The 12,679-nt window shown below is 37.3% G+C and carries 12 protein-coding genes; 9 read left to right on the forward strand and 3 right to left on the reverse strand.

Features of this window, described 5'->3' with window-relative positions; all coding sequences use genetic code 11:
* From MRZ08_RS06155 to MRZ08_RS06175, 5 genes are all read left to right on the forward strand, one after another.
* The coding region (locus tag MRZ08_RS06155; RefSeq protein ID WP_297380624.1) for an ABC transporter substrate binding protein at window positions 1–556 on the forward strand (556 nt) is incomplete at its 5' end.
* A gap of 9 nt (window positions 557–565) precedes the next feature.
* Window positions 566–1,435: an ABC transporter permease gene (locus tag MRZ08_RS06160; protein ID WP_297380628.1), complete on the forward strand. Its 870-nt coding sequence runs from the start codon at window positions 566–568 to the stop codon at window positions 1,433–1,435.
* Window positions 1,428–2,183, forward strand: a complete 756-nt coding sequence (locus MRZ08_RS06165) for an ATP-binding cassette domain-containing protein (RefSeq protein ID WP_297380631.1) — start codon at window positions 1,428–1,430, stop codon at window positions 2,181–2,183. The genes MRZ08_RS06160 and MRZ08_RS06165 overlap by 8 nt, the downstream gene beginning before the upstream one ends.
* A 124-nt stretch (window positions 2,184–2,307) precedes the next feature.
* Complete coding sequence (locus MRZ08_RS06170) at window positions 2,308–2,736, forward strand: winged helix-turn-helix domain-containing protein (RefSeq protein WP_297380634.1); 429 nt, start codon at window positions 2,308–2,310, stop codon at window positions 2,734–2,736.
* 268 nt (window positions 2,737–3,004) lie between these two features.
* Window positions 3,005–4,231, forward strand: coding sequence for an MFS transporter (locus MRZ08_RS06175; protein WP_297380636.1), 1,227 nt, complete (start codon window positions 3,005–3,007; stop codon window positions 4,229–4,231).
* Window positions 4,232–4,281: 50 nt separating this feature from the next.
* Here MRZ08_RS06175 and ahpF read toward each other — a convergent pair whose 3' ends face one another.
* Both ahpF and MRZ08_RS06185 read right to left on the reverse strand, forming a co-directional pair.
* Window positions 4,282–5,820 carry an alkyl hydroperoxide reductase subunit F gene (gene ahpF / locus MRZ08_RS06180; protein ID WP_297380639.1) on the reverse strand — a complete coding sequence of 513 codons (1,539 nt, stop codon included), beginning with the start codon at window positions 5,818–5,820 and terminating at the stop codon, window positions 4,282–4,284.
* Window position 5,821: 1 nt separating this feature from the next.
* Window positions 5,822–6,391 carry a redoxin domain-containing protein gene (locus MRZ08_RS06185; RefSeq protein WP_297380641.1) on the reverse strand — a complete coding sequence of 190 codons (570 nt, stop codon included), beginning with the start codon at window positions 6,389–6,391 and terminating at the stop codon, window positions 5,822–5,824.
* An 827-nt stretch (window positions 6,392–7,218) separates the two neighbouring features.
* On the opposite strand from MRZ08_RS06185, the gene pdxS reads away from it, so the two are divergent.
* Window positions 7,219–8,076 carry a pyridoxal 5'-phosphate synthase lyase subunit PdxS gene (gene pdxS / locus MRZ08_RS06190; RefSeq protein WP_297380644.1) on the forward strand — a complete coding sequence of 286 codons (858 nt, stop codon included), beginning with the start codon at window positions 7,219–7,221 and terminating at the stop codon, window positions 8,074–8,076.
* Window positions 8,077–8,145: 69 nt separating this feature from the next.
* On the opposite strand, the gene MRZ08_RS06195 is transcribed toward pdxS, so the two are convergent.
* The gene (locus MRZ08_RS06195; protein WP_297380646.1) at window positions 8,146–9,054 is read right to left on the reverse strand and encodes a DMT family transporter; all 909 of its coding nucleotides are present in this window, start codon (window positions 9,052–9,054) and stop codon (window positions 8,146–8,148) included.
* Between the two features lie 162 nt (window positions 9,055–9,216).
* Between MRZ08_RS06195 and MRZ08_RS06200 the strand changes: the two genes are divergently transcribed.
* The 3 genes from MRZ08_RS06200 to MRZ08_RS06210 form a co-directional block, all read left to right on the forward strand.
* On the forward strand, window positions 9,217–10,350 hold the full coding sequence (locus MRZ08_RS06200; protein ID WP_297380649.1) for an ABC transporter substrate-binding protein: 1,134 nt from the start codon (window positions 9,217–9,219) through the stop codon (window positions 10,348–10,350).
* 73 nt (window positions 10,351–10,423) lie between these two features.
* Entirely contained in the window at window positions 10,424–12,055 is a 1,632-nt protein-coding gene (locus MRZ08_RS06205) for an iron ABC transporter permease (RefSeq protein ID WP_297380651.1), read from the forward strand.
* Window positions 12,027–12,679, forward strand: a 653-nt coding sequence (locus MRZ08_RS06210; RefSeq protein ID WP_297380654.1) for an ABC transporter ATP-binding protein, incomplete at its 3' end; no start/stop codon positions are given. The genes MRZ08_RS06205 and MRZ08_RS06210, both read left to right, overlap by 29 nt.

Here is a 12,679-nt window from a genome sequence, read left to right on the forward strand (position 1 = left end):
AGTATCTGATTATGTAGAAGCAGGAAAGCTTATAGATGACTTCCTAAGCCTATATCCAGACACCAAGGTATTCGGCACAATGTATAATACCAACGAGCAAAACTCCCAAGTTCAAATCGAAGCCTTGGAAAAGGCCCTAGATGAAAGAGGACTCAAGCTTGAAAAACAAGGAGTTTCATCCATAAACGACATTCCTCAAGCCATAGCAAGCCTTAAGGGCAAAATCGACGCTATGGTTACTGTGACAGACAATGTAGTTGTAAATGCTATGCCAGTTATAAGCGAGGCCCTAGCCAAGGAAAACATCCCATCAATCGCCTATGACGAAGGAAGTGTAGAAAATGGAGCCTTGATGAGTGAGGGAGTTAATTACAGAGAACTTGGAAGTCAGGCGGCAGCAATGGCAGCTGAAATTCTTAAAAACGGGAAAAGTGCCAAGGACATTCCTTACGAGAAGGCAGAAAATCTTAAAGTTCTTGTAAATACTAAAACTGCTGAGACTTTGGGAGTAGATTTAAATCAAGACTTACTAAAGAATGCAGAAAAAATAGACTAAGGAGAAGAAATGACCGGCTTATTATCATCACTAGGAGCAAGTATAGAAATAGGACTAATATTTGCAATTCTTGCCATGGGCTACATGCTTAGCTACAAATTCTTAAAATATTATGACCTCTCGCTCGAAGGAACCTATCCTTTGGGAGCTTTTGTTGCAGCAGTTCTAATCCAGAAGGGCCTGGGTCCTTATCTTGGAATTTTAGGAGCAATAATCTGTGGAGGGGTTGGAGGATGTTTGACCTACTTTTTCTACAAAAAGATCAAGGTAGACCCACTTCTTTCAGGAATCCTAACCCTAACCGTCCTTTATTCCATAAACTTAAGGATAGGAGGAGCAAGTAATATCCCTATAGCAGGAAATCCAAATATCTTTGGAAGCCTTCCCAAATGGCCAATTCTACTAGGCTTAACTCTAATAATTAAACTTGCTATCGATTATTATCTAAGAAGTGAGACAGGCTATCTACTTAAAATTACAGGAAATAACAGAAAGCTTGTCAAACAACTAGGTAAAAATCCTGATAGCTTTATCATGGTGGGGCTAATTCTTTCCAATGCTCTCATAGGTCTTAGCGGAGGACTAATGGCCAACTATCAAGGCTTTGCCGATATACAAATGGGAACAGCCATGATAGTAACAGGTCTTGCCTCAATTATTATTGGAGATACCTTGATGAAGTCTAGAGATATGCTAAGGGATACTTCAAGAGCAATACTTGGAGCAATTGTCTATAGGATTATATCAGGCCTTGCAATTTATTTGGGACTTAACCCAAACGACCTAAAACTTATCACAGCTTTAATTGTTATAGGCTTCATTTCCTACAACAATTACCTAGCCAATAGAAAATATAAAAGGATGGTTAAAAATGCTTGAAATTAAAAACATTTCCAAAACTTTCAACATAGGCACAAACGAAGAAAATACAATATTTAAGGACTTCTCCCTAAAGATCGAAGAAGGCCTAGCTACAACCATCATAGGGCCTAACGGCTGCGGTAAGTCTACCTTGATGAATCTAATAAGCGGAAGCCTTCCCCTAGATTCGGGACAGATTTTAGTAAATGGGGTAGAGATCAGCAAACTTAGCGAGGAAAAAAGAGCCAAATATATGGGCAAGGTCAACCAAGATCCCAAAGACGGGGTGGCGACCAACCTAGATATTTACGAAAACATGGCCCTAGCCCTAAAAAAGGGAGAGAAATTCGGCCTAAGATCTCTTAAGAAAAGTTCGGATACAGAAGAAATAGTAAGAAGGCTCAAGAAATTAAAGCTAGGTCTTGAAAATAAACTCCACACCAAGACGGGCCTACTTTCAGGAGGACAAAGACAATCCCTAGCCCTTCTTATGGCGACAGCCAAAAAGCCGGACCTCTTATTATTAGACGAGCACACAGCAGCCCTTGATCCAAAGACCAGTAGAAACATAATGGACATGACAAGAAGCCTTATAGATAAGGAAAATATGACAACTCTTCTAATCTCCCACAACCTAAGAGACGTGGTAAAATACTCCGATAGGATAATAATGCTAAACAAGGGAGAAATCGTCCTAGACCTTAGGGCGAAAGATATAACAGAAGACGACCTAGTCAAAGCCTACAAGGAAAAATTAGGAGAATAATATAAGACCACTAGTAATTCAAGCTAGTGGTTTTCAAATAAAAGAATTTAACGTTAAGGAAAATTTGACAGATGGGTAAATCAGTGCTATATTATAAATAACAAAGAGAAGAAGGGAGGGTCCTATGAAAGAAGTTCATATATTGGACACTTTAGAAGAGGTAAATATAGTAAGTGATCCCATAAGGCTTAAAATTATTATGACTTTAGGAGCCACGCCTAAGACAGCTCAGGACTTGTCGGATGCCCTAGGAGTTAGCAGGTCCAAGATCCACTACCACCTTAAAATACTAGAACAAAATGGAATTGTCGAGGTAGTAGATACAGAGCTTATAAATGGGATTACCCAAAAATATTTCCTACCAGTAGCCAAGGCCTTTATACCAAATAGCGAAATATTTAATAACAATTTGGAAGAAAAGCAATTCACCTTCAAAATCCCTAAGAAATCTTATGAGTCTTTTGAAAAAGACTTAAATGAATTAATAGAAAAATACAGGGAAGATGACGGAGATGGTGAAAGCTTCCAAGTACAAATCTATAAATTATCTTAGAGCCAGCAAGTAGAGTCTTGCTGGTAAAAAATACGCAACTGTCAACAAAAACTAAACGTTAAAAATTAAAAGTCTTGTGATAAATAATTCAGAATCATCTTGTATAAATTCAATTACAAAATTTGTTTACTGAATTAGTAAAAAAGCAAAGGAGGATATATCAGCTAAGTAAATACAAATCTATAAATATCTTAAGCCAGTAAGGAGAAGCTTACTGGTAAAAAAATACACAACTATCAATAAAAACTAAACGTTAAATATAAGGAGAATGTTAAAAATGATTAAAAACAAAGATTTCTATGTCCTGCTTCTAGGACGATTAATTACAAATTTTGGCGATAGCCTTTATGCAATAGCTTCAACTCTCTTGGTTTACCAGATGAGTGGGTCTACTATCTATTCAGGTATTACCCTTTTTCTAGCCTCATCAACAGCCCTTGTTCAATTACTTCTAAGCCCAATCTTAGATAAGATTAATATGAAGAAGTTTTTGACCCTCTCCCAACTTATCCAAGCTATCTTGATATTGATAATTCCTGCCTTGTATTATTTGGAAAAATTAAATGTCTACCACATTATGGTTCTTATGCCAATAATTTCCTTGATTAACCAGCTAGTTTATCCTGGACAGATTTCTCTATTGCCTAAGATTCTTTCAGAAGAAGAGCTTGTAACAGGAAATTCCTTGATGACTATGGCCTACCAAGGCTCAAATGCAATCTTTGATACCCTAGCAGGTTTTATTATAGCAATCTTTGGCTTTATGACTGCTTTTTATGCTGATAGCGTAAGTTTTATCTTGACTGGCCTTTTGTTCTGTCTCTTATCCAAAAAGCTTAGTCATTATAATGAAAGAGAAAATCAAGGAGGGGATTCTGCCATTAAAAATCACTTCAAGAGTCTTAAAGAAGGTCTAGATTTATTTAAGGATTCTAGGATTTTTGCCCTAGTCCTTGGAGTGGTCTTTATAAATTTCTCTGCCACATCTATAAGTGCAGTCTTACCTGCCTTTGCTAGAGATGAAATCTTTTATAGTCTGATGCTTGCAGGAATGGGGCTAGGCGTCCTCCTTGGTTCTTTGTTTGCAGGTCTTCCAAAGCTAAAGGAAGTATCTTTAGGTAAACTTTATGTTTATGGAATGCTCATAGTCTCCTTAGCCTGGATATCTCTTTCCTACTTTGCTGCAAATATTAAGCTTGCAGTCGCCTTGTACGCTCTTGGTTGGTTTGTAGTAGGAATAGTTAATGTCTATGCCCAAACTATGGTCCAGATGCTTGTTCCAAGTGAGAAGATTGGTTCGGCCATGGGGGCCATGATTGGTATATCTACATTTATGGCGCCTGTCGGGGCCTTGGTCGGAGGTTTTCTTGGAGAATATTTATCAAGCTCAAAAGCGATTTTTATAGGAAGTTTCATAATTCTTTTGGTTGCTCTTTACTGGGCCATAAATAAAAATATTAGGAAACTTCCAGCCGTAAATGATTTTATGAAATAAAATAAACCCACTAGCTTATAAGAAGTGAGTGGGTCTATTAGGGGAGTGATTTAGTTTACCATCAAGTAGTTGAAGGCTCCTAGGGCTGCTGTTGCACCAGAGCCTGCAGCTATTACAATTTGTTTGAAGGCGGTCTCTGTAGCATCTCCTGCTGCAAAAACCCCTTCGACATTGCTTGCGCCATTCTTGTCCGTTATTATTTCACCGTGTTTATTTAGCTGAACTTCACTTTCATCAAGCCACTCCGTATTAGGAACAAGGCCTACTTGGATAAAGCAGCCGTCGATGGCTATGTCCTTTTCTTCGCCAGATACTCTATCAGTGAATTCTAGGCTCTGAACCTTGCCATCTCCATAAAGACCAGTCGTTTGGGCGTTGGTTATTATTTCTACATTTTCTAGGCTTCTTAGCTTATCTTGGAGGATTTTGTCAGCCTTAAGCTCTGGGAGAAACTCTATAACTGTAACCTTTTTGGCAAGATTAGCAAGATCAATTGCAGCTTCCACACCGGAATTGCCGCCTCCAATTACTGCTACTGGCTTATCCTTAAAGAGGGGACCATCACAGTGGGTGCAGTAGGCAACTCCCTTGTTTCTAAACTCAGTTTCTCCAGGAATTCCTATAAGCCTCCACCTAGCTCCTGTCGCAAGAATAGCTGTTTTTGCTTGTAGAGAAATATCATTATCTAGGGTTATTTCAATGATTTTTTCTTCGTCATTCCTCTTTATATCTTTTGCCAAAGCTCCTGTCATGATGTCCACACCAAGGGCTTGGACTTGATCTTTCATCTGATTCATAAAATCAGGGCCTTCTGTATATTTAAAGCCAGGAATATTTTCTATGGCGAGGGTTTCGTTGACTTGGCCACCAAATTCACTAGCTACAAGTCCTGTCCTAAGTCCCTTTCTTGCTGCATAAATTGCAGAAGTTGCAGCGGCAGGGCCTCCACCAACTATGAGAACATCGAAGATATCCTTGTTTTCAAAGTGACTTGTATCTTTCGCACTTCCTAAAAGATCTAGGATCTTATCCATAGATTGCTTGCCGCCTTCAAAGAAGTCTCCGTCCTTAAAGATAGCAGGAACGGCAAGGACATCACGGCTTTCTGCCAAGTCCTTAAACATACCACCTTCAATCATAGTGTGGTTAATATTTGGATTTAGAATCGCCATTATATTGAAGGCTTGAACCACGTCTGGGCAATTGTGGCAGGAAAGAGAAACTACTGTTTCAAAATCCATCTTACCATCAAGGGCTTCTATTCTAGCCTTGCTTTTATCATCAAGCTTAGGACTAACTCCTCCCACTTGAAGGAGTGCAAGGGCAAATGAGGCGAACTCATGGCCTAGGGGAAGGCCTGCAAAGACAATCTCTCCATGGTCAAAGTCTCCTCTAAGGTCAAAGGAAGGAGTATATTTAAGCCTTTTTTCCTCGACCTTAATTTTATTAGATAGGCCTGCTACGTCATCAATAAAGCCTTTAAGCTTCTTGGAATTTTCATCATCATTAACAGAAAGCCCAATAACGACTTCTGTTTTTAATAAGTCAAGATATTGGGCTAACTGGTTCTTTAAATTTTGATCTAACATATTAGATTTTTCCTACAAGGTCAAGTCCTGGAGTAAGGGTAGCATCCTCTTCGCTCTCCCACTTAGCAGGACAAGCTTCGCCTGGGTGAGAAGCAACATACTTAGCTGCCTTAATCTTGTTGATATTTACATTTGCCTTTCTACCGATTCCATCTGCATTGATTTCGATAGTTTGGATTATATTTTCAGGATCAACAACAAGAGTTGCTCTTAAAGCTTTGCCTGATGCGTCAAGTAGGTCAAGATCTCTAGTAAGGTCTTTGTTTGAGTCACCAATCATTGTGTATTCGATCTTACCGATGGCCTCACTGTTATCATGCCAAGCCTTGTGAACGAAGTGGGTATCTACAGATATTGAGTAAACTTCAGCCCCAAGTTCCTTTAATTCCTTATATGATTCTTGCATATCTTCAAGCTCTGTCGGACATACAAAAGTAAAGTCTGCTGGATAAAATATTAGGACAGTCCACTTATCTAGGAGGTCCTTATCAGTAACAGTAACAAATTCTTCCTTAGATGGATCATAAGCACCTAAACTAAACTCTGGTAATCTTCTTCCTATAAAAGCCATATATATTCTCCTTAGTTTATATTTAGAGTTCAAAAGATTAAAATAATTATAATAATCATTATCACTCTTCTAAATATAATTATAATCATTCTAAATTAAAAGTCAAACTAAATCCTTAAATTTTTAGAAAAATCACCGGACCAAATATATTTTGACTTTAGTAAAGTATGATAATTCCTTATATTCTAGGCAAAGTACATCCTTATCTACAATAATTAAAGGTATCTTAATGAATTACTTGATTTCAAACTCACGATTTCATGAAATAAGATAAGTTTATTAAGTTTTTGATATTTTAAATATGTATTTTGTACATTTAATATTTTTCAATACACATAACATATAAAAAACACTATAAATACCTATTTTATAGTATAAGATAGGATTTCCTATCCCTAGACTGGTAAGAGGAAGGGGTATCTGAAATGATAGATCCATGTCAGGGTCTACTCTATTCTTAAGTTCTATCATGGCAAATGTAATTAGTCACTATATTTATAAATAGTTAGATAGTAATGAAGATGAATAGTAACTAGCCAAGAAAAAAAGACTGGAGCGGACGCTCCAGTCTTTTAATATGTCCAAAATGATGAACTCTATTCTTTTAGTCACTCATAGTATACTAATATTAATGGTATATTACAAGTTAAAGTAGTAATATACAAGATTTATTGTAAAAAGTTGATAAGTTTTGTAATAGCAAAATAATCATACAGCTACTATGCTTTACAAGTTAGTGGTTTTCTTATAAAAAAAGGATAGAAAATTAACATAATCTTACATTTATTGTATAGTGTAGGTGGAAATGTTTTACGAAAGGAAGAAAAATGGATAAAAAAATTATTGAGATAAACGAAAAGCTAAAGGGCGGAGTTATCATGGACGTTATTAACGTCGAGCAAGCAAAGATAGCAGAAGATGCTGGTGCTGTTGCAGTAATGGCCCTTGAAAGAGTCCCTGCAGATATAAGAGCTGCTGGTGGAGTTTCAAGAATGAGCGATCCTGAAATGATAGGAAAAATCATGGATGCAGTTTCTATTCCAGTCATGGCTAAGGTTAGGATTGGTCATTTTGTAGAAGCACAAATCCTTGAAGCTTTAGGAATTGATTACATAGATGAATCAGAAGTTCTATCTCCTGCCGATGATGAAAACCATGTAAATAAGGCAAAATTTGAAACACCTTTTGTTTGTGGAGCAAGGGACTTATCAGAAGCTCTTAGGAGAATCAAAGAAGGTGCTTCAATGATTAGAACTAAGGGAGAAGCAGGAACTGGTGATGTAGTCCAAGCTGTAAGACACCTAAGAAAAATCAATTCACAAATAGCAGAAGTAGCAGGCCTTACTGATGATGCTCTTTACACAAAGGCCAAAGACCTTCAAGTTGATTATGACTTATTAAAATATGTAAGAGATAATAAGAGACTTCCTGTTCTAAACTTCTCTGCAGGTGGAGTAGCAACTCCAGCAGATGCTGCCCTTATGAGACAATTGGGAGCTGAAGGAGTATTCGTTGGATCTGGTATATTTAAATCAGGCGATCCAGAAAAAAGAGCCAAGGCTATAGTAAAGGCTGTAGCAGGATATAAGGATCCTAAAGTTCTCCTTGAAGTAAGCAAAAACCTAGGAGAAGCTATGGTAGGAATAAATCCTTCTGAGATAGAAGAAATAATGGAATTAAGATAAAAAATTGGTGATGTAGCAGAAAATTATCCTGCTCATCACCTTTTTCTTTTGCTACTTAGTAAGAGTTTTTTAATTTCTCTTCTTATTAATATTTAAAATCAAAGAAGCAGATAAAACTAGGACCATACCCAAGGCAAGTCTTAGGGTAAAGACTTCTCCTAGAACTATAACTGATAGGATAGATCCGAAAAGAGGAATAAAGAGCTTATATATCCCAAATTCGTTTGCGGAGTGTTTTTGAAGGACTAGGGTCCAAATAGTAAAGGCAGTTGCTGAAATGAAGGCTGCATAAACTAAGAGGATAGCCGCTTTGCCTGTAAAGGAAATCCATCCTCCACTAAGGCTTCTTCCTACTATAATTAAGATTATAGAACCTACAAAAAACTGAAGTCCTGTAAGAAGGTATCCATTCATGCCCTTTCCGTACTTTCTTACAAGAACTGTACACAAGGCGTTTATTGAGGTAGAAACTATGATAAATCCTTCTCCGGTAAGCTTCATAGCCTCTCCACCGATTGGTTTTCCAGTATTTGTGATAATAATTCCAATAGTTCCTATGACTAGAGCCAGGATCATCTTCGAATTAATCTTATCTTCCGGCAAAAGTAGAGCGGAAAATATAACTACTATAAATGAATTTGCTGCTTGGATGATTGAAGATTTGACCCCGAAAGTGTTTGACAGACCTATATAGTAGAAAAGATACTGGATACTAGTCTGAATCAAACCTAAAATTATGACAAACTTCCAATCGAGTTTCCTAATATCCTTATAATTCTTATCGAAAATAAGAAAATAAATAAGGGTTATGATACCAGCCATGAAAAACCTGATTCCAGCTACGAGAATCTTTTGGCCAGTGTCGCTTGCCCCGATTCCAAGCTCTAGGTAGGTTGTCTTTATAGTAGGGATTGCTGAGCCCCACAAAAACATAGCGAAAATCGAAAAAATAATCGCAAATTTTTTATTCTTTAACAAATTAACTCCTCCTCTTGTATTGTATAAATAAATATATCTAATAATGACTTAATCACTTTACTAATTAATTAAAAATTAGCAAAAGCTTTTATTTTGCGAATCGCTTTCATAAAACTATCGTATATGCTATAATAGTAATATATCACAGATAAAGGAGAGGAAATGAAGAAGATTACGAGATTCTTAATGGCGATGATTATGATCTTTTCCCTAAGTGCTTGTGGAAATGCCGATAAGAAGACAGAAGAAGTAAACGAAGACCAAAAGACCGAGACTAAGGTCGAAGAAAAGAAAGACGATAAGGAAAGCGAAGATAAGAAAGAAGCAGGAGAAGCTGAAATAGACCTTCCTGACTTTGAAGGAAGAAATCTAAACGTAGTCGCTACAAGCGATTCTTATGTACCTTTGTTCGATAAGTTCAGCGAACTAACAGGAGCTAAGGTAGAATTCTTATCAATGTCTTCTGGAGAAGTTATAACTAGGACAAAGGCTGAAGGCAAGCCAATGGCAGACTTATGGTTTGGCGGCGGACTCGATGCCTTTATGGCAGCTAAGGAAGATGGCCTCCTTGATTCCTACAAGTCAGAAATGACAGATAAGGTTCCAGAAAGATTTAGAGATGAAGAAGGTTACTACACATCCAAGGGTCTTACAGTAGTAGGTTTTATTGTAAATGATCAAATCCTTGAAGAAAAGGGACTAGAAGCTCCAAAAACATGGAAAGACCTCGCCAAGGAAGAGTACAAGGGAGAGATAATCATGTCAAATCCTGCAATCTCTGGGACAAACTATGCAGCCCTTAAGGGACTTCTCGACCTTTATGGAGAAGAAGAAGGCTGGGATCTTTTTGAAAAAATCAATGAAAATATAGATTTCTATTCAAAAAGAGGAAAAGACCCTCAAGAGAAGACTGCCCAAGGAGAATTTGCTATTGGAATCATTCCTGTAGACAAAAAGGCCTTCGATGCTGCTGAGGATAATGGACTTTCTGTAGTTTATCCAGAAGATGGAGTAAGCTGGGTGCCAGAAGGAGTTGCGGTATTTAAGGATAGTGAAAATGCCGATGTAGCCAAGACTTTTGAGGACTTTATGTTGACAAAAGAAGCACAAAAGATGATCGCAGAAATCGACGGCAAGGATACTAACCAACTAATCGTCGAAGGAGCAGAGGGCTTTGATCTAGGTCTTCCTAAGGACAAGCTAGTCGACGAGGACCTATCAACATTTGGTACAAAGAGAGATGAAATATTAAATAAATTCAAAGAAATAGCCAAGGATAAGGCTAGCGAAGAATAATAAGTGAGGAGCTTTTACAAAATAGACTTATATAGTTTGCTTGTAAGAGCTCTTTTTATAAGAGGAATATGACTTGATTAAAAAATTAAAATCCCTAATAGTGCCGACAATCTTAAGTTTAAGTGTAATAATCTTTATCCTAATGCCCTTTGCCTATGTATTTAAAGAGGCATTTTTTCTCGAGTCTGGCTTTAGTCTTGAAAATTTCATAAAAGTTTTGGGGATGAAGAAATTAATAGGAAATTCCCTTAAACTTTCCTTAGGAACTAGCATCCTTTCTGTCCTAAGCTCTGTCTTTGTGAGTCTTTTCTTTTATCTATCAGATAAGAAGATAAGGACGATTATAACTACTATTTTATCCATAACCCTGATCTCCCCACCCTTTGTAACTAGCCTATCTTACATAAATTTATTTGGCAGGCGTGGTTTTATTAGCCATGACCTCCTAGGTCTATCCATCAATCCTTACAATATGCGGGGGATTATGACCATGCAGACAGTATCCTTTCTGTCCTTAAACACCCTCCTTCTTGTAGGTTTTTTGGAAAAAATTGATCAGAGGATAATTGATTCTGCGAGAGGTCTTGGAGCTAGTACTAATAATATTATATTTGATATCCTCCTTCCTTCTATGAAAAATGGGATCTACACTGTCTTTATGCTTAGTTTCTTTAAGTCTATAGCGGACTTCGCCACTCCCAATATTATAGGGGGCAAGTTTTCTGTCCTAGCCTTAGAGGCCTACTTCGAGGTAATAGCCAATGGGAATCTCTCTATCGCAGCTTCAATGAATATAATAATTCTATTTTTGACCCTGGTAATTTATTTTATCTTTGCTAGAAATAAGGAAACTAATACTAAACTTGGACTAAGCAATGAAGCTAGGGGGCTTAAGCTTTACAAAAAAACTATCTTGTATTACATAATAGCTCTTGTATCTATCTTCTTGATTCTTGTCTTAAGTATTCTCTATATATCTATAATCTTTACTGCATTTACGAAAATGAAAAGAGGAAGCTTGGTCTTTACTCTCGATAACTTCAAGGATACTGGTAGATACATCAACTCTATTACTCTAAGGTCTATAGGCTATTCATTAATATCAGCCCTAGGCGGCAGCCTTTTAAGCATGCTTATAGGATATTTCTTGATAATCAAGAGGGTCAAATACATGAAAGTAATAGATTATTTTGCCAACTTACCCTATATAATTCCTGGCATGTTTTTCGGTCTGGGCTATCTCTTGTTCTTTAGGGGAAGGCCCTTCTACCTAACTGGAACGAGCGCTATTGTAATCCTTAACGTCACCTTCAAGCAATTGCCCTTTTCGACTAGGTTATTCAATGCGTCAATGAAATCAATCGACAGGAATTTATTACAGGCTATCAGAGACCTAGGAGGAGGATCCTTCTATGAAGTAAGGGATGGGATTATCCCTCTAAGTAGAGAGAGCATAAGGGTAAGTTTAATCAATGCCTTCACAACAACAATGACTACTGTTGGATCGATTATATTTTTGGTCTACCCATCCAAAAAGCTCATGACCCTAGTGATGTTTGATGTTATTAATAGTGGTAAATACAACGAGGGATCAGTAATTGCCCTATATATTCTTTTGATTTGCCTGGTATTTAACCTACTAATCCAGTTTCTGACAAGGGGACTAAGGAGGAAAGATGTATCTAGAAATAAAAAACTTAAGTAAAAAATACGGAGACAAGTATGCTGTAAAAGACATTTCCTTTGGCCTGGAAGAGGGAAAATTCTTGTGCCTTTTGGGCCCTTCAGGCTCTGGCAAGTCTACTATTCTTCATTCTATCGGAGGTTTCTTGGACCATGTAGGAGAAATTATAATCGATGGGGAAGATATAAGTAATAAAAGTCCTGAAGAAAGGGACGTATCGACAGTTTTTCAATCATATGCAATATTTCCTCATATGAATGTCCTAGAAAATGTAATGTATGGGCTCAAATTTAAGGCCAAGGATTTAAGCAAAAAAGAGAAAAAAGAAAGAGCTCTAGATGTAATAGAAAAAGTTGGTCTTAAGGGATTTGAGAGAAGATATGAAAGCGAGCTATCCGGCGGGCAAAAGCAGAGAGTAGCCCTTGCCAGAAGCCTAGTTGTAAAACCCAAGCTCCTCTTAATGGATGAGCCCCTATCTGCTCTTGACTATAATTTGAGAAATAAAATGCAAGAAGAAATAAAAAGAATACAAAAGGACTTCAAGATAACGACTATCTTTGTAACCCACGATCGAAATGAAGCCTTCGCTATGGCAGATGAGATAATTATCCTAAAGGAGGGAAGGCTTATAGAAAAAGCAAGCCC

It is taken from the genome of Anaerococcus sp., assembly GCF_022770135.1.
Classification (GTDB): Bacteria; Bacillota; Clostridia; order Tissierellales; family Peptoniphilaceae; genus Anaerococcus.

Excerpts from the sequence above, each read along its gene's own strand:
- MRZ08_RS06160 (WP_297380628.1), top strand. The coding sequence starts at position 566 with ATGACCGGCTTATTATCATCACTAGGAGCAAGTATAGAAATAGGACTA.
- MRZ08_RS06200 (WP_297380649.1), top strand. The coding sequence starts at position 9,217 with ATGAAGAAGATTACGAGATTCTTAATGGCGATGATTATGATCTTTTCC.
- MRZ08_RS06185 (WP_297380641.1), bottom strand. The coding sequence starts at position 6,391 with ATGGCTTTTATAGGAAGAAGATTACCAGAGTTTAGTTTAGGTGCTTAT.
- MRZ08_RS06165 (WP_297380631.1), top strand. The coding sequence starts at position 1,428 with ATGCTTGAAATTAAAAACATTTCCAAAACTTTCAACATAGGCACAAAC.
- MRZ08_RS06170 (WP_297380634.1), top strand. The coding sequence starts at position 2,308 with ATGAAAGAAGTTCATATATTGGACACTTTAGAAGAGGTAAATATAGTA.
- MRZ08_RS06175 (WP_297380636.1), top strand. The coding sequence starts at position 3,005 with ATGTTAAAAATGATTAAAAACAAAGATTTCTATGTCCTGCTTCTAGGA.
- pdxS (WP_297380644.1), top strand. The coding sequence starts at position 7,219 with ATGGATAAAAAAATTATTGAGATAAACGAAAAGCTAAAGGGCGGAGTT.
- ahpF (WP_297380639.1), bottom strand. The coding sequence starts at position 5,820 with ATGTTAGATCAAAATTTAAAGAACCAGTTAGCCCAATATCTTGACTTA.